At 38.9% G+C, this 20,345-nt stretch carries 21 protein-coding genes; 19 read left to right on the top strand and 2 right to left on the bottom strand.

Annotated elements, in window-relative coordinates; genetic code table 11:
* Positions 1 to 9: 9 nt before the first annotated feature.
* From F952_RS10790 to F952_RS10740, 11 genes are all read left to right on the top strand, one after another.
* The gene (locus F952_RS10790; RefSeq protein ID WP_004927253.1) at positions 10 to 1,149 is read left to right on the top strand and encodes a phosphoribosyltransferase domain-containing protein; all 1,140 of its coding nucleotides are present in this window, start codon (positions 10 to 12) and stop codon (positions 1,147 to 1,149) included.
* Positions 1,142 to 1,963 (top strand): HAD family hydrolase, encoded by an 822-nt coding sequence (locus tag F952_RS10785; RefSeq protein WP_004927252.1) that lies wholly within the window; start codon positions 1,142 to 1,144, stop codon positions 1,961 to 1,963. Before F952_RS10790 ends, F952_RS10785 begins: the two co-directional genes overlap by 8 nt.
* Positions 1,947 to 3,098 (top strand): cysteine protease StiP, encoded by a 1,152-nt coding sequence (gene stiP, locus F952_RS10780; RefSeq protein WP_004927249.1) that lies wholly within the window; start codon positions 1,947 to 1,949, stop codon positions 3,096 to 3,098. The genes F952_RS10785 and stiP overlap by 17 nt, the downstream gene beginning before the upstream one ends.
* 4 nt (positions 3,099 to 3,102) lie before the next feature.
* The gene (locus F952_RS10775) at positions 3,103 to 3,984 is read left to right on the top strand and encodes an HpcH/HpaI aldolase/citrate lyase family protein (RefSeq protein WP_004927245.1); all 882 of its coding nucleotides are present in this window, start codon (positions 3,103 to 3,105) and stop codon (positions 3,982 to 3,984) included.
* 25 nt (positions 3,985 to 4,009) lie between these two features.
* Positions 4,010 to 5,209, top strand: coding sequence for a TerD family protein (locus F952_RS10770; protein ID WP_004927244.1), 1,200 nt, complete (start codon positions 4,010 to 4,012; stop codon positions 5,207 to 5,209).
* 103 nt (positions 5,210 to 5,312) lie between these two features.
* Positions 5,313 to 5,891: a TerD family protein gene (locus F952_RS10765; protein WP_004927241.1), complete on the top strand. Its 579-nt coding sequence runs from the start codon at positions 5,313 to 5,315 to the stop codon at positions 5,889 to 5,891.
* A gap of 60 nt (positions 5,892 to 5,951) precedes the next feature.
* Entirely contained in the window at positions 5,952 to 7,022 is a 1,071-nt protein-coding gene (locus tag F952_RS10760) for a DUF475 domain-containing protein (RefSeq protein WP_004927236.1), read from the top strand.
* Between the two features lie 88 nt (positions 7,023 to 7,110).
* Entirely contained in the window at positions 7,111 to 7,686 is a 576-nt protein-coding gene (locus F952_RS10755; RefSeq protein ID WP_004927233.1) for a TerD family protein, read from the top strand.
* Between the two features lie 79 nt (positions 7,687 to 7,765).
* The gene (locus tag F952_RS10750) at positions 7,766 to 9,064 is read left to right on the top strand and encodes a VWA domain-containing protein (RefSeq protein ID WP_004927230.1); all 1,299 of its coding nucleotides are present in this window, start codon (positions 7,766 to 7,768) and stop codon (positions 9,062 to 9,064) included.
* A gap of 12 nt (positions 9,065 to 9,076) precedes the next feature.
* Positions 9,077 to 9,796: a TIGR00266 family protein gene (locus F952_RS10745; protein ID WP_004927228.1), complete on the top strand. Its 720-nt coding sequence runs from the start codon at positions 9,077 to 9,079 to the stop codon at positions 9,794 to 9,796.
* Between the two features lie 32 nt (positions 9,797 to 9,828).
* A complete protein-coding gene (locus F952_RS10740) occupies positions 9,829 to 10,407 on the top strand; it encodes a TerD family protein (protein WP_004927224.1) in 579 nt (192 codons plus the stop codon).
* Positions 10,408 to 10,487: 80 nt separating this feature from the next.
* Here F952_RS10740 and F952_RS10735 read toward each other — a convergent pair whose 3' ends face one another.
* Together F952_RS10735 and F952_RS10730 are read right to left on the bottom strand one after the other, a co-directional pair.
* A complete protein-coding gene (locus tag F952_RS10735) occupies positions 10,488 to 10,934 on the bottom strand; it encodes an acyl-CoA thioesterase (RefSeq protein WP_004927222.1) in 447 nt (148 codons plus the stop codon).
* A complete protein-coding gene (locus F952_RS10730; protein ID WP_004927217.1) occupies positions 10,931 to 12,091 on the bottom strand; it encodes an iron-containing alcohol dehydrogenase in 1,161 nt (386 codons plus the stop codon). Before F952_RS10730 ends, F952_RS10735 begins: the two co-directional genes overlap by 4 nt.
* 485 nt (positions 12,092 to 12,576) lie before the next feature.
* Here F952_RS10730 and F952_RS10725 point away from each other — a divergent pair, with 485 nt between their 5' ends.
* The 8 genes from F952_RS10725 to F952_RS10690 all read left to right on the top strand — a co-directional run bounded on the left by F952_RS10725 (position 12,577) and on the right by F952_RS10690 (position 20,345).
* Entirely contained in the window at positions 12,577 to 12,786 is a 210-nt protein-coding gene (locus F952_RS10725; RefSeq protein ID WP_004927215.1) for a cold-shock protein, read from the top strand.
* Positions 12,787 to 13,453: 667 nt separating this feature from the next.
* Positions 13,454 to 13,957 (top strand): low molecular weight protein-tyrosine-phosphatase, encoded by a 504-nt coding sequence (locus F952_RS10720; RefSeq protein WP_004927210.1) that lies wholly within the window; start codon positions 13,454 to 13,456, stop codon positions 13,955 to 13,957.
* Between the two features lie 24 nt (positions 13,958 to 13,981).
* Positions 13,982 to 15,019 (top strand): UDP-N-acetylmuramate dehydrogenase, encoded by a 1,038-nt coding sequence (gene murB, locus F952_RS10715; RefSeq protein ID WP_004927209.1) that lies wholly within the window; start codon positions 13,982 to 13,984, stop codon positions 15,017 to 15,019.
* Positions 15,020 to 15,025: 6 nt separating this feature from the next.
* Positions 15,026 to 16,180 (top strand): YdcF family protein, encoded by a 1,155-nt coding sequence (locus F952_RS10710; protein WP_004927205.1) that lies wholly within the window; start codon positions 15,026 to 15,028, stop codon positions 16,178 to 16,180.
* The gene (locus tag F952_RS10705; protein ID WP_004927204.1) at positions 16,181 to 17,209 is read left to right on the top strand and encodes an alpha/beta hydrolase; all 1,029 of its coding nucleotides are present in this window, start codon (positions 16,181 to 16,183) and stop codon (positions 17,207 to 17,209) included. It abuts the gene before it with no gap.
* Between the two features lie 259 nt (positions 17,210 to 17,468).
* Positions 17,469 to 18,626 (top strand): AMP-binding protein, encoded by a 1,158-nt coding sequence (locus F952_RS10700; protein WP_004927202.1) that lies wholly within the window; start codon positions 17,469 to 17,471, stop codon positions 18,624 to 18,626.
* A gap of 9 nt (positions 18,627 to 18,635) precedes the next feature.
* Complete coding sequence (locus F952_RS10695; protein ID WP_004927200.1) at positions 18,636 to 19,436, top strand: ABC transporter ATP-binding protein; 801 nt, start codon at positions 18,636 to 18,638, stop codon at positions 19,434 to 19,436.
* Between the two features lie 27 nt (positions 19,437 to 19,463).
* Positions 19,464 to 20,345 (top strand): branched-chain amino acid ABC transporter permease, encoded by an 882-nt coding sequence (locus F952_RS10690; protein WP_004927198.1) that lies wholly within the window; start codon positions 19,464 to 19,466, stop codon positions 20,343 to 20,345.

Here is a 20,345-nt window from a genome sequence, read left to right as displayed (position 1 = left end):
AAGAATTATATGATTGAAATTGAATTACAACGAGGCAAACTGGATTTACAGCCTGATGAAAATAGCCATTGGAAATGGCAAGATTTACTCGGTTTTGCCGAACGGATAAATCCCAAAAGAGCTTTTTTATTTGTCTCAAAAGTTTTGGGGAGACATATTCCTGTAAGTCCTAAAGTGATGCGTCATGCATTTACAGATTTGGCCCAACTGATTCCAAGTAATTTACCTGAGCCCATCTTGGTGATTGGAATGGCTGAAACGGCTGTGGGGCTAGGTGCAGGTGTACATCAAGTCTTGCAGGAACGCTATCCTGATGCATTGTATGTGACTACTACTCGTCATCCTGTTGAGGGCGCACCATTATTGGCTCGTTTTTTAGAGGAACACAGCCATGCGCAAGATCAATTGCTGTATGGATCGCCTGATGCTGATATTCAAAAGAAAATTTTAGCCAGCAAAAGTATTGTATTGGTCGATGATGAAGCTTCTACAGGAAAAACTTTTATCAATCTAGTTTCAGCACTACAAGCGGCTGGTCTTGATCAAATGTCTCATGTCGTAACTGCAACTTTGGCGGATTGGTCATCAGGTATTCATATGGCTGGATTAAATTGTCAGTCCGTCGCATTGATGACAGGTAAATGGCAGTGGCAAGATGCCAAAGAACCGTTACAGATTAATATGCCCAAAGTAGATACCGTGGCTTTTGGTGCGTATGCGACCTTATCTGAGCCGACATGGGGGCGATTACCCATTCAAGATACTTCCGCCTATATTCGTTTGAAGGTTAAACCTCAACAACGAATTTTAGTGTTGGGAAGTGGTGAATATGTCTGGTCGTCTTTTTTATTGGCAGAAGATTTACAGCGACAGGGTGCAGAGGTGAAATTTAGTGCAATTACCCGCTCACCTATAGCTATAGGGCATGCCATTCAGTCTGCTTTGGCTTTTTCAGATAACTATGGCTTGGGTATTCAGAACTTTGTCTACAACATTAATCCATCAGAATATGACCGAATTTTTATTACCGTGGAAACCTGTGCTGAGTCCGTTGCCAGTAGTCTATTAGACGCGATTCCAAATGCTGAAGTGATCAGTGCCGTAGAATTTCCACATCAAAATCTTAATCTATGTGGTACAAATGAATAATTTCTTATTTGATGCGCAAAATATTGCAACGCCGCTCATGTTGGTTGATCTGGATGATACTTTATTCCAGACCCATCGCCGTATTGTTCCTCAGACAGACTTTAAAATGGTCACTACGGATAAACAAGGACAAGCATTGGCGTATATGAACCCAATTCAGCAGCACTTCGTGCAGTGGTTATTACATAGTACTCATTTGATTCCTGTCACGGCAAGAAGTGCAGAAGCATTGTCTCGGGTGCATTTACCTTTTCAGTATGGGGCAGTTTGCTCTCATGGCGGTACGGTACTAAATCCAGATTTCAGTGTAAATGTGGATTGGCATGTGCAGATGCAACAAGCGTTGACTTCTTATCAAGAACGTCAACAAATATTGATTGATGCTTTACAACAACAGGCGATCAATTTTGGCTCTATTCGTACTTGGGTGGTCGAAGAGCAAGGTTTAGGGCTGTATATAGTTGCCAAACAAAATACTGAAAATGACAATCCTTATGCACCAAATTTCTTACCAGAATTATTAAATAGCTTGAGCTCAGAAGTTTTGGAAGGGTTCTATTTTCATTTAAATGGCAATAACTTGGCCCTGATTCCACAACCTGTGAGTAAAGCCAATGCTGCCCGCTTTGTATTGCAACAGTTTGCATCTCAACAACGTCCAATTCTTGGTTTTGGTGATAGTTTATCTGATGTAGAGTTTTTGAATTTATGTCACTGGTGGGGGATGCCAAACCATAGTCAATTAAATCGTTGGGTAAAGCATAATTTGACCCAGCAATACAAACAAGAAGGATTTTATGGCGATTATCAATAAAGATAAAGCAACTGAATTAATTTTAAAACAAGGGTTTAGCGGTAGTTACCAATCAGAACAAGTCACTTTTTTGCTTAAACGCACCCATATTGAACCTACCGATACCGCAGAAAAAGAACGCCTGATTCAATCAGGAGAGAAGCATTATTCACAAATGATCAGTTTAGAGAATGCGCCAACAGCACGTCACTTGGAGTTATTTGAACAGGCCATGCAGCAAGGCCAACAACGTTTAGCTCAAGAAGTTCAGCAATTGGCACAAACTTTGGTTGTAGAATTTAACGAGCCGATTGTATTGGTGAGCTTTGTACGTGCGGGCGTACCCTTAGGTGTATTGCTTTATCATGCAATACAAGATTTAGGCCGTGACTGTGTACATTATGGCATCAGCATTATTCGAGATCGTGGCATTGATTTTGCTGCGTTGGAAACCATTATTGCTAGACATGGGCATGCATCGATTGTATTTGTGGATGGTTGGACGGGTAAAGGCGCGATTCGTCAAGAATTACAGCGTAGCTTAGGCAATGATACTCGTTTTATAGGGAAACCTTTACCTTTGGTGGTCTTGTCTGATATTGCAGGCTGTGCATGGTTGGCGGCCAGTGGTGATGACTGGTTGATTCCATCCGGTATTTTGGGGTCGACCATTTCTGGTCTTATCTCTCGCAGTATTTGTGAAGGCGAAACCCTGAGTGCCGATGAAATCACTGCCGAGAATATTGATCAATGGCATCGCTGTATTGAATATCACCATTTAAAAGAATTTGATATTTCGCAGCAGTTTATCCAGCGAATAAATCAGATCCGTTTAAAGCTCAATCCACAGTCCAATGCAGTTTGGGCAGAAACACAACAACAGGCACAACAAGATCAAAGCCAGCAGGTTGTACATAAACTGGCTCAAGAATACGACATTCAAAATATTAATCGAATAAAACCCAGTATCGCGGAGGCAACCCGAGCAATTTTAAGACGTGTTCCTGATTTAGTTTTACTTCGGGATGCAGATGATGAGGATACTCGTTTATTACGCCATTTAACCCAAATCACAAAAACACCTGTACAAGTGGTTGGTGATCAGATTGCGCCCTATCGAGCGATTACATTAATTCAAAAATTGGGGAAAGGATAATTTTATGTTATCTGCATTATCTTTAGGGGCAACTTTATATATCCCCGCGACTCGACCCGATTTATGGCCAATAGTAACGGGTGAAAAATATCCAGAATTACGTTCTTTGGTAATCTGTCTTGAAGATGCGATTACTGAACAAGACGTTGAGCTTGCCAAACAAAATCTCAAACAGTTATTGCAGAAAATTCAACAGCAACAGTGGCATGAGCAACACCCGAAAGTCTTTATTCGTCCTCGTCATATTGCGATGGCCGCTGAGTTAGCGGAATGGCAGGAAATCACAGCTTTGGATGGCATGGTATTGCCTAAATTTGGTTTGGCTAATTTTAAGCAATGGTTAGATGTTCTTCCTGCAACACTGCACTATATGCCGACACTTGAAACAGCCGATAGTTTTGATATGGAGCAAATGAAAGAGCTGAGACAGGCTTTACCAGAGTTTCATAAAGTATTGGTGCTTCGGATCGGGGGCAATGATTTACTCAATTGTCTGGCTTTGCGCCGCCCTAGTGATGTGACTTTATATCAAACGCCAATTGGCACATTAATTGCCAATCTCGCAGGCCAGTTTTTGCCTTATGGTTTTGCGCTGAGTGCACCTGTCTGTGAGCATTTTAGTCAAGTAAAACTATTGCAAGATGAATTGTATCTGGATTTACAGTATGGATTATCAGGTAAAACCGTGATTCATCCTGCGCAGATCTCGATTGTACATCAGGCTTATCAGGTCAATGAAATCGAATTAAAACAAGCACAAGATATTTTGCAAGATGGTTGTAAGGCAGTATTTGCCTGTCATGGCAGTATGCTTGAACCCGCAACCCATCGCCGCTGGGCAGAACGAATTTTAGAACGGGCAAAAGTGTTTGGGCTAAAAGTATAAAATCAAAAAAATATAGGAATAATCAATGCAACAACTTGTTACAGGCGCCAATTTGGCATTGAACCAGTCACAGTGCCAAGTGAAAATTAAAACCACATTGGCGGCCCATATCGGTTTAGATCTGACCGCTTATGTCTTGAATGCGCAGGCGAAGGTTCGTGGTGATGCGGACATGATCTTTTATGGGCAAAAGCAGACACCGAACTGCAGTGTAGAATTAGTCGAGGCAACAACAAAAGCACCGTATATTGCGCAATTTAATTTGAACACTCAATTATTCGATGCGGATATCAGCAAGCTTGCGATGTGTGCAACCCTTGATGGGCAAGGTGCAATCAATGCGATTCAAGATATTCAGATTGAATTATGGGAAAACGGACAGCTCACGGCAACAGCAACGGTAAAAAGTGCCGAAAAGACTGAAAAAGCCCTGATTTTGGCAGAAATTTATCGTTATAAAGATCAGTGGAAATTCCGCTTCGTCAATCAGGGTTTTAATGGTGGCTTACAACCGCTAGCTGAACATTTTGGTGTGGAAATTAGCGATCAAGCTGCCACACCTGAGCCAATGCCTCAACCTGTACCTGCGCCAACACCTCAGCCTAAAATTAATTTAAGCAAAATTACCTTAGACAAACGCAATAGCCAGATTAATTTACAGAAACAGGCTCACGGTTTTGGTGAAATTAAAATTAATCTGAATTGGAATCAGCGGAGTCAGCAGGCGCAATCAGGAGGCTTCTTTAAAAAGCTGCTTAACCAAAATCAAGGTATTGATCTGGATCTGGGTTGTCTGTTCGAGATGCAAGATGGTAGCAAATCGGTGATTCAGGCTTTAGGTAATCGATTTGGTGATTTTAACGCTTTCCCATTTGTTCAACTTTCTGCGGATGACCGTACTGGTGCATTAACAGAGGGTGAGTGGCTTAGGATTAATGGACAGCACTGGTCGCAGATTCGCCGTGTGGTGTTGTTTGCATTTATTTATGAAGGTGTGCCGAACTGGGCCGAAACAGATGCTGTGGTCACGATTTATGTGCCAGATCAACCACCAATTGAAATCCGTTTAACCGAAGGACAGCCTTTAGGAATGTGTGGAATTGTTGAATTAGTGAATCAAGGTGGTAGCATTCAAGTACAACGTCATGTGCGCTATGTACCTGGACATCGCGAGTTGGACCAAGCCTTTGGTTTTGGTCTACGTTGGGTTGCAGGCAGCAAATAAAGTTGATATTTAATGGTGTATTCGATCACAACACTTTCGATATCTATACAGACATCATTAAAACCATTGAATTTTAAGTGTTCAAACGAGGAGAAAAAACAAAATGGCGATTAGTTTAAATAAAGGTGGAAATTTATCCCTGAGTAAAACAGATCCAAATTTAGTTCGAATTTTAATTGGATTAGGTTGGGATGAGCGTGCGACGGATGGTGCCGCATTTGACTTGGATGCCAGTGCATTTTTATTAACTGCAACAGGTAAAGTACGTGGCGATCACGATTTTATTTTTTATAACCAACTTAAATCTCAAGACAACTCAGTAGAGCATACGGGTGACAACCGTTCAGGTCAAGGTGATGGCGATGATGAAACATTGTTGGTTGATCTATCAAAAGTCTCGCCTGAAATTGAAAAAGTTGCAATTACTGTGACCATTCACGACGCGCAAGCACGCGGTCAAAATTTCGGTCAAATTGCAAATGCCTTTATTCGTGTTGTGAACCAGGATACCAATGTAGAAGTGGTTCGTTTCGATTTGGCAGAAGACTATTCAACTGAAACAGCAATGGTATTTGGTGAGGTTTATCGCCATAACGGCGAGTGGAAGTTTAAAGCCGTAGGTCAGGGTTATTCGGGTGGGCTTGCTGCCATGTGCCAACAATACGGTATTCAGATTGGCTAAGATATTCATTTAAAAAATATAAATAATGAATAACTTAAAGTTATTTAGAAAAGGAAAAAAATGAAACATTTTCGTTTCTCAATTATTTTTACCATAATTTGTCTGGCATTATCAGCATGGTGGGGCCTCACGCATGGCCCCAATGCTGGCTTGTCTATGATGCTTAAAGTTTTGCTCATTACGACTGTACTGGCTGTGATGGAAGTTTCGCTGTCTTTTGATAATGCCGTTGTCAATGCTTCGGTATTACGAAACTGGGATGAATTCTGGAAAAAACTGTTCCTGACTGTAGGTATTTTAGTTGCCGTATTTGGTATGCGTTTAATCTTTCCACTTTTGATTGTTGGCGTTACTGCTGACATGGGAATGATTGAGGTTGCGAAACTGGCACTGAATGATCCAAAAACTTATTCAGAGAAGCTACTTGCACACCATGCTGAAATTGCAGCCTTTGGTGGCATGTTCCTAATGTTGGTGTTCTTAAACTTCTTGTTTGATGATGGTAAGGATACGCACTGGTTCCATTGGCTGGAAACACATTTATCAAATCTAGCAAACATTCCAGCGATGTCAGTATTCGTGTCATTGATTGCCTTGCTGATTATGGCTGCATTTGTTCCAGAGCAACAAAAGCTGATTGTGATTATGGCGGGAATTTGGGGCATCGTGGTTTATATCGGTGTACAGGTACTGGGTCATTTGCTTGAAGGCAGCAGTGAAGATGATGAAACAGATGAAAAACAGGTTTCTGGTACTTCTACTAATATCGTCAAAGCAGGTATTGGCGGTTTTCTTTATCTTGAAGTGTTAGATGCCTCTTTTAGTTTCGATGGCGTGATTGGCGCATTTGCGATCACAAGTGATGTGGTTGTGATTATGCTCGGTTTGGCAATTGGCGCCATGTTTGTCCGTTCAATGACCATTTATTTAGTTGAGAAAGGGACCTTGGAAGCCTTCATCTACCTGGAGCATGGTGCACATTATGCCATTGGTGCCTTAGCTGCAATCATGCTTTACACTGGAACAGGTGGTCATGTACCTGAAGTTGTTACGGGCTTAATTGGTGTTGCATTCATTATTTGGGCTGTACTATCTTCTATTGCTTACAGTAAAAAACAAACACAAGCTTGATAAAAATGGGTAGATACATCATTTATATGATGTACAAGATCTAAATGAAATTAAAGAAAGAATTGAAATTTAATAAGGAGAAATCCAAATGGCAATTAGTTTAACCAAAGGCGGCAACGTTAGCTTAACCAAAGAAGCGCCAGGCATTACGAAAACAACTGTAGGCTTGGGTTGGAACCCGCGTGTAACCGATGGTGCAGCCTTTGACCTTGATGCAATTGCATTTTTGGTGAATGAAAGTGGTAAGGTACGTGCTGACAATGACTTTATTTTCTTTAATAACTTAAAGTCATCTGATGGTTCAGTGGTTCACAATGGTGATAACCGTACAGGTGAAGGCGATGGGGATGATGAGACGTTAAGCATTGACTTAAGCAAAGTACCTACCGATGTGGCTAAAGTCATTTTTGCGGTTACTATTTATGACGGGCAAGCCCGTAATCAAAACTTTGGTCAAGTGGCGAATGCCTATATTCGTGTCATTAACGATACGGGCGGTAGTGAAATCGCACGTTATGACTTGTCTGAAGACAGTAGTACTGAAACGGCAATGATCTTTGGTGAACTTTATAAACATGGTAGTGAGTGGAAATTCCGCGCAATAGGTCAAGGTTTTGCTGGTGGCTTAGGGCCTTTAGCAGCGTCTTATGGTGTTTCTGTTTAAGATGTATGTGGAAGATAGTGTTTAGGCACTATCTTCTTTTTTTATATTTATAAATGATAAAAATAGGTTGTTTCTTGATATGTTGAGTTTAATTCGTGGACAAAAAATAAAATTAAATGATGCTTTACAGAGGCAATCTTCTTTTTATATCCAGATTCACTATCAAGCAGCTTTTGATTTGGATATTGCAAGTTTCGGACTTGATTCACAGTATCGTTTAAGCGATGAACGATACATGACCTTTTACAATCAACCTGAAACACCATGCCAAGCGGTACGTCTCATTGAAAACCAAAATAAGTGCAGTCGCTTTTTAGTTGATTTAGCAAAGCTGCCAGCGACTATCCAACATCTGGTTTTGACTGCTGCAATTGATGGACAGAATATCATGTCGCAACTACAGCAGGTTACAGTTCAAATTCTTAACTTGCAGTTACAGCCGATTGCTGAACTGAAGCTAGATGCCAGCATATTTGATCAAGAACGTGCCACCATGCTGATCGAGATTTATCGAAAAGAAGGTATTTGGCGTTTAGCCGCAATTGGACAAGGCTTTAATGCAGGTCTTGCTGCCTTAATTCAACATTTTGGTGGAGAAGTTGCCGAAGAGCCGACAGCACAACAGACGACACCTGTCGCACCACAATCGAATATCGATTTAAAGAAAAAATTATCTTTGCAAAAGGCCGAAAAAACGGGTAATGCATCCATTATCGATCTGACCAAAAAATCATTGGTTCAGTTGGAAAAGAAAAAATTATTGGGTGTTACTGCACGGGTTGCCTTGGTTTTAGATGCATCTGGATCAATGGATGGACAATATCGCCGTGGGGATGTGCAAAAAGTGGTGAATCGCTTGATGCCACTTGCAATCCATTTTGATGACGATGGTAGCTTTGAATGCTGGGCTTTTGCAGCTGAAACTACGCAGTTGGATGATGTGACTCTAAGTAATGTTAACGATTTTATTAATAGTACTCAGCGAGGCTGGAAGAACTGGCAAGTGGGAGCGCGTTACAACGAAGAAATTCCAGCCATTGAAGCGGTGATTAACTATTTCCAAAAATTTCAGGATCAAATCCCCACCTATGTTTTATTCATTTCGGATGGTGGTGTAGGCAGCCGCCGACAAATGCAGAAAATATTATCTCAAGCAGCCAAACTACCTATTTTCTGGCAATTTGTCGGGATTGGTGGGCGAAACTACGGTGCATTAGAAAAGTTAGATGAAATGTCTGGTCGAATTGTCGATAACTGTAACTTTTTTAGTTTGGACCGCATTGATGGCGTTTCAGATGAGCGCCTCTATGAGTTGTTGTTACAAGAATTTCCTGATTGGTTAATTGCTGCGCGGCAACATCAGATTGTTAGAAATTAGAAGGAATAAACAATGGCACAGTTCAGTTTAGTTGGTTCGCCAGAACCTTTTCTGCATGTATCCATGCGCCGTGGTGACAAAATCTATTGCGAAAGTAATGCCATGGTAATGATGGAGTCACCTCTGGAATTAAAAGGGCGTTTGCAAGGTGGTTTAATGCAATCCCTGTTACGTCGTTTCGCCAATGATGAGTCGTTGTTTCAGCAACATATTGAAGCAGTCCGTGGTGATGGCGATTGTCTATTATCTGCTGCTTTGGATGGCGATATGCAGATTCTGGATGTTGGTGCAACTCAGTATCTACTGAGCGATGGTGCTTTCGTGGCAGCGCATGATTCGGTTCAGGTCAAAGCACGTTTAAATAGCAGCCTTGGTGGTGCATTTTTTGGTAATACAGGTGGTTTTCTGGTGATGGAAACCAGCGGGCAAGGCCAAGTTGTGGTGTCAGGTTGTGGGACTTTATTTGAACTTGAAGTCGAACCTAATAAAGACGTGACTATTGATAATGGGCATGTGGTCTGCTGGGATTCACGCTTAAACTATAATTTATCTATATCTACTTCACAAAATAGCGGTTTTCTTGGCAATTTGGTCAATAGCGTAACCAGTGGAGAAGGCATGGTGTTACGTTTTTCGGGTCAAGGTAAGGTGGTGATTTGTTCTCGGAACCGCAACAATTTTCTGCAGTGGTTGACCTCGAAATTAAACCTAAATCGTAATCAATCAAATTAAAACAATCATTTTTATCCAGAGGAGAAAAACACATGGCAATTAATTTAGAAAAAGGCCAAAAAATTAGTTTGCAAAAAGCAGATGGCAGCAGCTTACAACAGATCTTTTTGGGTGTGGGCTGGGATGTTGCAAAAAGTAAAGGCTTTTTTGGCTTTGGTGGTGGCGGGAATATCGATCTAGATGCTTCTGTAATTTTATTTGATGATAATAAACAGGTATTAGATGTCGTTTATTTTGGTCAGCTTCGAAGTAAAGATGGCAGTATTCAACATTCAGGTGATAATTTAACAGGTGCGGGCGATGGTGATGATGAAGTCATTCGTGTGAATTTGAACCAGATTCCAGCACAAGTGAAATCTTTAGTGTTTACTGTAAGTAGCTTTCGCGGACAAACGTTTGAGAAAGTTGAAAATGCATTCTGTCGTTTGGTTGATCAATCCAATAATCAAGAAATTGCAAGTTATAAACTGTCATCACAAGGCGCACACACTGGTTTGATTATTGCAAAAATTTATCGCCATAATGATGCCTGGAAAATGCACGCGATTGGTGAAAATGTACATGGCCGTACTTTTCAGGATATCGTGCCTTACGTCTTGCCGCACATCTAACGGCTTAGAATGACCGTGTCATGCTGCTGCATGGTTTCAACGCAATGTTTTGCAGCATGATGATTGAAATAGATCAGAAATTACAACATATATTTGTTGAGAATCTCACGCATATTTTCTGGAATAGTTGTACTTTTGCGCGTTGTACGATCTACAAATACATGAACAAAATGCCCTTGTGCAGAAGGTTGGTGATGCTTCTCTTTGAATATTGCAAGTTCGTATGTTAAAGAGGAATTCCCAATTTTAGAAATGGCAACACCTACTTCAATTATTTCTGGAAAAGACAATTCCTGAAAAAAACAACATGCTGAATCGACAACAAGACCAATGATAGGTGAGTGATGAATATCAAAGCCAACATGCTGGATCAGAAAAGAATTGGCTGCCGTATCAAAATAGCTATAGTAAGTGACATTATTGACGTGGCCGTATAAATCGTTATCTGCCCAACGCGTTTGTATTTTTAAAAAGAAAGAAAACTGATCTCTAGTTTTATGAGTGGCTTTAATTGATTTTTTATTCATGTGTAAATCGCCTCATAAATTTCTAAAGCAGATTGTTCTGTCATTTCTCTAGGATTGTTTTGTAGCAACCGTGTTTGTAACATTGCATCTTTGGCCAGCATTTTTAAACTGTTTTGTGGAACATTTAAGTCCTGTAATTTGAGGATCAAGCCACTATGATCCAGATGATTTTGCATATGGTCGATAAACAAATCGCACAAACCGTCTGCACAGCCATTACTTTTAGGGTCAAGCCATTGCATAAGTTCGGCATAGAGATGTTTGCTTTGTGGTGCATTAAACTTTAAGACTTCAATCAGCACCAATGCATTGGTATGACCATGAGAAAAATGAAAATGTCCACCAAGTGGATACGCAAGCGCATGTACAGCAGCGACTGGAGCATTAGCAAACGCCTGACCTGCCAACATTGAGCCAACTAACATGTTTTGGCGTGCTTGCGCATCCTGAGCATTTTTTAAAACTTTTGGAAGATTGTCATTGAGTAAACGTAGGGCATTTTTGGCAAACATATCGGCATAAAAATTTTTCTTATTTTTTGAGGTATAAGCTTCAATCGCATGAACCATCGCATCAATACCCGTTGCAGCCGTAATGTGCGCTGGTAATTGTAGCGTGAAATTCGCATCCAAAATAACCATATCGGCATAAAGCTGAGGTGAGACAATGCCCGTTTTTGTGGTTTCTCCTGTTGTTACAATTGAAATAGGTGTGACTTCTGAACCTGTTCCTGCTGTAGTTGGAATCAAGATGAGAGGAAGTTTTGGGCCTTTGGCATTATTTACACCGTACATTTCTGCAAGACTTTGAGTTTGTTGTGGGTGAGTAAGGAGTGCAATTACTTTGGCAACATCCATAGAGCTACCACCACCAAAACCAATAATAGCGTCAATTTTTTGTGTTTTAGCAAATTTAGCGGCGTCGAGCACAATACATTCAGGAGGATCCGCTTGTATGTCGGAAAAAATCGAATAATTTATCTGGAGTTCTTCTAAGATTTCAATGATAGGTAAATGAAGTTGATGCTGAATCATGCCTGCATCAGTCACAATAAGCAGTTTTTTATATTGGGTTTCTAAAAGAATAGACTGAAGTTGCTGGATTGAGCCAAGACCTGAGATGATATTAGATACTGTCTGAAACTGAAATTGGCTCATGAGAATATCCTTATTGAATTGATAGCATGATTTACATTTACTTGATTATTTTGGTGAGTTCAAGCGAGCTTTAGTTTAAAAAGATGTTTTGTACTGGAACATAATCTTCATCTAAAATTCCTTTTAGATATTGTTTTATGACATAAAATTTCTTTAACAAAGGACTCCTGTTGAATCGCTTTATTTGTAGCATTTGGCACACGATGAGTCTAGCTCTTTGATATGACGACGGATGAATGCATTCAATAATTCACATTTATAAATAAAATTTATATTTTATATAAAAAGCTTGAATGTTCTCTAATTTACTGTATGCTTGAGTTAACTAGAAAAAAGACACATTAGTTAAATCTTCTTAAAGTATCGCAGTTTTAGTCATAATCCTCCGTTTTTTTAGATTCTTCAGCTCAATTTGTTAAAATTTTCCAAGTTACAATCGTCATTAAAAGATGACTCTAAATTATTAAAAATCAATAGGATATATTATGTCTAACTCAGTTAATGGTACAGTTAAGTGGTTTAATGAAGTTAAAGGTTTTGGCTTTATTCAACAAGATTCAGGTCCAGATGTTTTTGCTCATTTTAAAGAAATTGCAAGCTCAGGCTTCAAAACTTTATATGAAGGTCAACGTGTATCATTTGGTATCGTAGACGGTCAAAAAGGCCCAAGTGCGGTAAATATCATTGCTCTATAAGCAATAGATCTAAAAAAAGAGCACCTTAGGGTGCTTTTTTTTGGCGAATCGAAAAATTTGTTTTAAGGATTCTAATTATTCACTGGAAGTAATTTCTAATACGCTTTTTGAGTCATAAAAGATCTTGGTTAATTCAGTTATTACATTAAGCCATGGTCAATATCAATAAGTTCAATTTCTCGCAAAGCTGCAATACGTTTATATTTTGAAGATCAATAGCATTTTATTAATGTTAAGAATGTTAAAGCTGAATTGTGATGATTTATTGCTTTTTTTGCTTGATAAGTAATGAGATAATAATTTAAAAATTTTATATGTAATTGATTTAATTTCATAAAAATAAAAAAATGTAGATGTCTTCATGCGATGATCCTAAAAATAACTTATTAATGTGATAAGTATTTTTCGCTGTAAAATCTAGGTGGGTAAAACAGATAATATCTATAGCATTTTGATATGATTAAAATTTAAAATATCATCGGATATACGAATATTTTATCAACGCTTAATCTCTTGATAAATACGATTATCCTTTTCAATCTACACAAGTTTTGACAAAATGCCATAGATGATCATGATGAATTCAAGCATGATAAAACTTAATAATTTTGTCAGAATTTTTCACTATGTTTATTTATATATTTCAAATGGTTGTTGAGGGTTTGTAATGAAAACGCCTTATAAGGTGTTGTGTGTATGTTTGGGAAACATTTGTCGTTCTCCTACGGCAGAGGTTGTCTTGAGACATTACTGTGATGCGCAAAATGTGAATGTTTGGGTAGATTCGGCAGGTACGAGTAATTATCATCCAAATAAAGCCCCAGATGCGCGCAGTCAACAATATGCAGAAAAGCGTGGTTATAACTTGTCTGATTTGCGTGCCAGACAAATCAAACTTGAAGACTTTATTGAGTTTGATCTAATTTTAGCTATGGATCACGATAATTTTACAGATATCCAAGCTTTAATGAGAAAAGCGGTTAAACGTTATGGAGCATCTTATATTCGCTCAAAGGTTGCATTAATGAGCGAGCATGATCCATATTACAAACACCAAGCTATACCAGACCCTTATTATGGTGGTGCCGACGGATTTGAACGCGTACTCAATCAATGCGAATCAAGTGCTCAAGCGTGGGTTGCGATCTTTAAACGTGATCAGTCTGAATAAATCGTTCAAATACAGGTTTCTATTGTGATACACATTCAACATCAGGTTCAGCTCAAACCGTTCAATACACTTAATTTGGATGTGGTCGCTTCACATTATATTAAAGTTCAGTCTGTGAATGAGCTCATTGAAGCGCTTGATTATGCAGAGCAGCAACAGCTCAATGCCTTGATTTTATCTGGTGGTAGTAACATGCTGCTGCCACAAAGCCTGGATGCTTTGGTCTTACATATAGATATTCAGGGTCTGGAAATGATCGACGAGGATTCTGAATCTGTAAAAATTAAAGTCGGTGGTGGTCAGATATGGCATGATTTTGTTTTAATGACCACGCAAAAGGGCTGGTATGGTTTACAAAATCTTGCGTTAATTCCAGGATTGGTTGGAGCGTCACCTGTACAAAATATTGGAGCTTACGGCGTTGAAGTTGGTGAGTTTATTGAGTTGGTCCATGTCTATGATCGTAGTGAAAAAAGTGTAAAAACGATTTCATGTGCCGATTGTAAGTTTGCATATCGCCATAGTATTTTTAAAGACGAACCTTATCGTTATATAATTACTCATGTCACTTTTAAATTGTTTAAAACGCCAAATTTAAAATTAAGTTATGGCGATTTACTCAAAGCTGTGGGAAATGAGCAAACACCTGAAAATTTGCAAAAACAGGTCATACAGATTCGTGAAAGCAAACTTCCAAATCCTAAAGAGTATCCAAATGTGGGCAGTTTTTTTAAAAATCCTGTGATTTCTCGACAAGATTTTAACCAGTTGCTTACAGAATTCCCGCTCATTCCACATTATCCTCAACCCCATGATCGTGTAAAAATTGCGGCAGGTTGGTTGATTGATCAGGCGGGTTGGAAGGGAAAGCGACTTGGTGCTGTTGGAATGTTTGAAAAACAAGCTTTAGTTCTGGTGAATTATGCCAATGCAACCTTGATAGATGTGCAGCACACTTATCGTCATGTTCAGTCTGATATACAACAGAAATTTAAACTTCGACTTGAGCCTGAACCCGTTCTTTTTGGTTCTAATGGGTTAATTCTTTCGCATATGGAATAACGATATATGTCACAAACACATTGGATGATTCGCTTGGTCCGAATAGTAACGATACTATTTGTTCTGATCGCTTGTCTGATGATTTTTATTTATACGCCTTTTTACTCGAAATTAATTGTAAAAGGGCTCAATTATTTTGTACCCGTTGAGGTCAATCAAGTTGCAGCGAAAAGTCAGCAGAATGCATCTTTAAGCGAGCACGAGAATCTGGAGCCAGGCTCAAATTTATGGATTGCTAGGCAAGCATATCTCAGCTTAATGGAGCAAGCATTACGCTCTGAAAATTCGCAAGATTTAATTATGTTACAAACCAGATATAGGGCATTACAACAACGCATCGAAGAAGAACAGCTTAAAGAACAGGAAGATGATGAGGAAGAACCAGCCGTTAATATTCCAATGTTGTCTACTGACCATCCAAGCAAACAGTCGATTGAGGAGCAAGAGCGTGAAAATGCAGCCTCAGATGCAATGAGCCAGCTATTTGATTTAAATCGCTCTGAAAATAAGGCGATTATGGAAAAATATATCATTTTTCTTAAAACTCACCCCATAGAGAAACAAGAAAGTGAAAATGTTCAAGGCGAAATCTCTAAAGATATTGCTTACATTAGACAAAATCAAAATGACTTTAAGGCTTTGGGATATCGCTCAAAGCCATATGCGATTGTTGTTTTAGGTGGTGGATTAACATTAGCAGACAATAAAAAAGATATTGTGGTGAATAATTACACCCGCCTTCGGCTAGAAAAAACATTAGAGCTTGAAAAGAAATATAATTTACCTATTGTATTGAGTGGTGTTGAAGCCCCTTATATGCAAACATGGTTAAAAGAGCGAGGCGTTGAAGCAAAGTTGCTGGAAAATCGTAGTATGAATACGTGTGAAAATTCAAGATTTAGCTCTTTGCTTCTTCAGAAAAAAGGTGGAGCACCGACAGTGATGTTGGTTACCGATGTCTATCATATGCCGCGTACTCGCCGTTTATTTGCGCTGAATGGAATAGAAACTATTCCCGTAGAAGCACCGATGCCTACTCAATTAACAACATGGCAACCGAGCCAGCAAAATTATGATCATAGTCGACGTGCAAATTATGAATTGCTGGCGACCATTCGTGATATGCTTTTTGGTTCAAGTGGATGTCGTGAGGTACCTTAAATGTCAGATATCCCGTTTCTGAATCCGACAATACTACAACAGCTTGATTTACCTGTACCTAGTCGTGATCAAACCCCTTTAGTGTTGCCTCAGTTAAATCTCAATCATTCTTTTGAGCCTTCACGTGATTTATTGGCCTATCGAAAGTTATATGGTTTAGATCTACTGGCTGGTGATTACTGGCAAGGCTATATTCAGATGCCCTTGTTTCGTTTACATGTACAAGTTTTTACGCCAGAAAGAGAAATTCCATTAGGAACGGTGTGCTTATTACATGGCTATCTTGAACATAGTGGTATTTATCAACCGATCATCCGTGAAATACTGGATCAAGGTTTTAGTGTGGTCACTTATGATCTGCCTGGACATGGATTAAGTGATGGATCACCCGCTAATATTCAGAATTTTGATCATTATCAACAGGTTTTAATGGCGGTTTACCAGTATGTTAAAAATGCAGATCAGTTGCCTAAACCTTGGTTAGGAATTGGTCAAAGTACAGGTGGCGCAATCTGGATGCATCATTTGTTGGAATATGCAGAGAAACGACAAGATCCGATTGTTGATCGGGTATTACTATTGTCACCACTCATACGCCCAGCAAAAACGGCATGGTGGCATAATTCTGTGGGTTTAGGCATTATTCGAAGAATTCGTCGTCAAGTTCCAAGACATTTTAGACGTAATAATCATAATCCTGAGTTTTTACGTTTTATCCGTCTTAAAGATCCGTTACAACCACGCATGATGGGAATGGACTGGATACTTGCGATGTCAAAATGGATGTTTGAAATGGAACAGCGACCAGCCTGTCGTATACCAGTATGGCTTGCACAAGGGGCATTAGATCAGACTGTAGATTGGCGTTATAACATTGAATTTATTCGACGTAAATTTCGCTTACAAACCTTGTTGATGTTAGAAGAAGGATCTCATCAACTCATCAATGAGCGCGCTGATATTCGTGCTGCTTTGACAGGACTTATTCCAGCATTTTTACATGCTCGTCCAAAACATCATTATTATTAACTGATTCAAGCATATTTTTTAAAGCCAGCAATTCAATGCTGGCTTTTTTATTGAGATTTAAAAGAAGTTGAAATTTCAGCATTGTGGTGAAATTTAATCACACATCGTGTTGATATATGATTTAAATAATTATAAATAATTGAAAATAATAAAATATTATTTTGGCATGTAATTTGATTTAAATAAACTCAATTAAATTTTGAATGCATCTAATGATCAGATGTCGAACAAAATAATTATTTTGGGAAAAACAGATTATATGTCGTCTATTCAGATTAAAAATTTATCAGATGCGCTGCTTTATCATGCGAGGCAGCATCCATCATTAATTGCACTGCGTCATAAACAGTTTGGTTTATGGAAAGAATGGTCTTGGTCAGAATTATTGCAAAGAACTGAAGAATACTTAACTGCTTTGCAGCAGTATCAACTTCAAAAAGAACAAACCTTGCTGATATTAAGTTTACCGTCCATAGATGTAATTTCTTTAAGTTTGGCAATTCATGCATTGGGTGGAAAGGTACAACTGATTGAAAATATAAATGAAATCTCAGAACAAGATATGATTGAAATTTTAAATCAGTTAAAACCCAGTTATGTACTTGTAGATGAAATTGAGCAAATTAAAAATCTGAAGCTTTTGGAAAAATTTCCCACTTTTGTTTTTCACTCAGATTCATATTTTCATTCCTATTCATATAGTCAAAAAATCATATCACTTGATGAGTTAAGGCAAGATGCTGCAACTTTGAGTTCGTCATCTCTGGCAGATATTCAACTTTTTGAAAATAAGATAGCTTTTATTGTGTATCAGTTAGATCAAAAACAAATTGTGCAAGTCAGCTTGGATCATGCTTCCCTAATAAATGAAGCAAACCATTTAATCCACCATCATCAATTGAATCAAAACGAACAAGCCTTTATCAGTCGAGCATTTTCAAGTGTTGGACATATTCGTTATTTATGGTCAACGTGGCTGATTGCGGGTTTTACGCTGAATATTCCAGAAAACCTCGAAACACGTGATTTAGATCGTAAAGTGATTGCACCTACGCTGGTATTAGGGACACCGCAAACTTATCAACGTGTTGAAGAGATTATCTTAAATCGATTAACACCAAGTCTAAAAAAACATATTTTGTCATTACAAAGTAATGATAATGTATTTATAAATGCATATCAAAAAACGGTTAAATTCTTTTTGAAACATGTGGTACTCGAAGAAATCGGGTTTGGAAGACTAAAAACAGCACTTATCGTAGGTGAAAAACTATCGAAACAAACCCAGGCATTTTATCAGTACTTCGGAATTGAGCTTCATCATTGGGAGAATATATCTGAATGCCCTGTTGAAAACGTTCAAACTTTAAAAGCTGGCTGGTCATCCACTCAACTTTCATCCTCTGCATTACATTAGGAGAAATTGATGAGTAATCCCCAAGAAACGATTCCTTTACTTGCGTTAAAAGACATCAATTTATCTTTTTCTACAAGTCAGATATTGCATCGACTCAGCTTTGATGTGCAACAAGGTGAAATCTGTGCATTGATTGGTCCAAATGGTGCAGGTAAAAGTAGTGTCATTAATATTATCAATGGATTATATCAGCCAGATCAGGGGCAGCTCTTTTTTGAGGGCCATCTACTCAAAGGCTATCGGGCAAAAGATGCGCCTCATCTCGCGATCGCTAGAACCTTTCAAAACCTGGCTTTATTCAAAAAAATGTCTGTACTTGACAATGTATTGGCAGGCCGGATTTTAAAGAGTCACCAGTCTTTATGGGGTGTACTTCTTCAATTACCTTCTATACAACAAGATGAAATTGAGCAACGAAGCAAAGTTGAACACATTTTAAAATTACTCGATTTAATCCAATGGCGGAATAGTGTGGTTGGTACGCTTTCTTATGGATTACAAAAAAGGGTTGAGCTTGCACGTGCATTAGCTTCAGAACCTAAATTATTGCTGCTTGATGAACCTATGGCTGGTATGAACGCGCAAGAAAAGCGCGAGATTACTGCTTTTATTTTAAAAATTAATAAGCGCTTGGGCACGACCATTTTGATGATTGAACATGATCTCCCAGTGGTAATGCAAATTTCAGATCATGTGGTTGTGTTGGATTATGGCAAAAAAATTGCTGATGGCACTCCGCAGAGTATTCAGGCGCAGCCAGAAGTGTTGCAAGTTTATTTAGGGATTGATGTAGGCCAAGTTGCGGTCTAGTTCATTGATTTAAAATAAGAGAAATATATGAATTTTTTTCTAGAAGTGCTGCTCGGTGGAACACTGGCAGGTGTGATGTATTCACTTGTGGCGATAGGCTTTGTTCTTATTTATAGAGCCTCGGGAGTTTTTAACTTTGCGCAAGGTGCATTGGTGCTATTTTCAGCATTAACCTTTGTAAATTTAACTGAACACGGTGTGCCTTTTATCGTTGCCTTTGCAGTCACCTTATTTATTATTTTTATTGTGGTGTTACTCATTGATGCATTGGTGTTAAAGCATCTAGTGAATCGTTCAGTGATTACGCTTTTTATGGCGACATTAGGCTTAAGTTATGTGCTTGAGGGGACTGCACAAGCAGTATGGGGAACACAGGTACATGGGCTCGACTTGGGAATTAGTGATGTTCCTATCGACTTTTATGGAATCCATCTAAGTAAATTTGATCTTGTTGCAACTTTGATTGCAGGCAGTCTTGTCATTATTTTATCGTTTTTATTTACCAAGACTCGATTTGGTATATCGCTTAGAGCAGTTGCTGATGATCCTTTGGCTTCACAATCTGTCGGAATTCGATTGAATTACATCTGGATTTTGGTGTGGAGTGTCGCTGGATTAGTTGCACTGGTCGCTGGATTACTCTGGGGCGCACGTTTAGGTGTGCAATTTTCACTGTCACTCGTGGTTTTAAAAGCATTACCTGTATTGATCATTGGTGGATTTACGTCCATTACGGGTGCCATTGTAGGTGGTTTGATTATTGGTGCGAGTGAAAAGCTTGCCGAGATTTATCTAGGAAGTTTGATCGGGAGTGGCATAGAAAACTGGTTTCCATACCTCATCGCAATTTTATTTTTACTGATACGTCCGACAGGGCTATTTGGTGAACAACAAGTTGCGAGGGTATAA

This window comes from Acinetobacter baylyi DSM 14961 = CIP 107474 (genome assembly GCF_000368685.1).
GTDB classification, from domain to species: domain Bacteria; phylum Pseudomonadota; class Gammaproteobacteria; order Pseudomonadales; family Moraxellaceae; genus Acinetobacter; species Acinetobacter baylyi.
The sequence above is the reverse complement of the archived record's forward strand: the minus strand, read 5'-3'. Positions and strand labels throughout refer to the sequence as shown.

Excerpts from the sequence above, each read along its gene's own strand:
- F952_RS10790 (WP_004927253.1), top strand. The coding sequence starts at position 10 with ATGATTGAAATTGAATTACAACGAGGCAAACTGGATTTACAGCCTGAT.
- F952_RS10745 (WP_004927228.1), top strand. The coding sequence starts at position 9,077 with ATGGCACAGTTCAGTTTAGTTGGTTCGCCAGAACCTTTTCTGCATGTA.
- F952_RS10700 (WP_004927202.1), top strand. The coding sequence starts at position 17,469 with ATGTCGTCTATTCAGATTAAAAATTTATCAGATGCGCTGCTTTATCAT.
- stiP (WP_004927249.1), top strand. The coding sequence starts at position 1,947 with ATGGCGATTATCAATAAAGATAAAGCAACTGAATTAATTTTAAAACAA.
- F952_RS10785 (WP_004927252.1), top strand. The coding sequence starts at position 1,142 with ATGAATAATTTCTTATTTGATGCGCAAAATATTGCAACGCCGCTCATG.
- F952_RS10730 (WP_004927217.1), bottom strand. The coding sequence starts at position 12,091 with ATGAGCCAATTTCAGTTTCAGACAGTATCTAATATCATCTCAGGTCTT.
- F952_RS10735 (WP_004927222.1), bottom strand. The coding sequence starts at position 10,934 with ATGAATAAAAAATCAATTAAAGCCACTCATAAAACTAGAGATCAGTTT.
- F952_RS10710 (WP_004927205.1), top strand. The coding sequence starts at position 15,026 with ATGTCACAAACACATTGGATGATTCGCTTGGTCCGAATAGTAACGATA.
- F952_RS10725 (WP_004927215.1), top strand. The coding sequence starts at position 12,577 with ATGTCTAACTCAGTTAATGGTACAGTTAAGTGGTTTAATGAAGTTAAA.
- F952_RS10770 (WP_004927244.1), top strand. The coding sequence starts at position 4,010 with ATGCAACAACTTGTTACAGGCGCCAATTTGGCATTGAACCAGTCACAG.
- F952_RS10740 (WP_004927224.1), top strand. The coding sequence starts at position 9,829 with ATGGCAATTAATTTAGAAAAAGGCCAAAAAATTAGTTTGCAAAAAGCA.
- F952_RS10750 (WP_004927230.1), top strand. The coding sequence starts at position 7,766 with ATGTTGAGTTTAATTCGTGGACAAAAAATAAAATTAAATGATGCTTTA.
- F952_RS10765 (WP_004927241.1), top strand. The coding sequence starts at position 5,313 with ATGGCGATTAGTTTAAATAAAGGTGGAAATTTATCCCTGAGTAAAACA.
- F952_RS10755 (WP_004927233.1), top strand. The coding sequence starts at position 7,111 with ATGGCAATTAGTTTAACCAAAGGCGGCAACGTTAGCTTAACCAAAGAA.
- F952_RS10690 (WP_004927198.1), top strand. The coding sequence starts at position 19,464 with ATGAATTTTTTTCTAGAAGTGCTGCTCGGTGGAACACTGGCAGGTGTG.
- F952_RS10695 (WP_004927200.1), top strand. The coding sequence starts at position 18,636 with ATGAGTAATCCCCAAGAAACGATTCCTTTACTTGCGTTAAAAGACATC.
- F952_RS10775 (WP_004927245.1), top strand. The coding sequence starts at position 3,103 with ATGTTATCTGCATTATCTTTAGGGGCAACTTTATATATCCCCGCGACT.
- F952_RS10705 (WP_004927204.1), top strand. The coding sequence starts at position 16,181 with ATGTCAGATATCCCGTTTCTGAATCCGACAATACTACAACAGCTTGAT.
- F952_RS10760 (WP_004927236.1), top strand. The coding sequence starts at position 5,952 with ATGAAACATTTTCGTTTCTCAATTATTTTTACCATAATTTGTCTGGCA.
- F952_RS10720 (WP_004927210.1), top strand. The coding sequence starts at position 13,454 with ATGAAAACGCCTTATAAGGTGTTGTGTGTATGTTTGGGAAACATTTGT.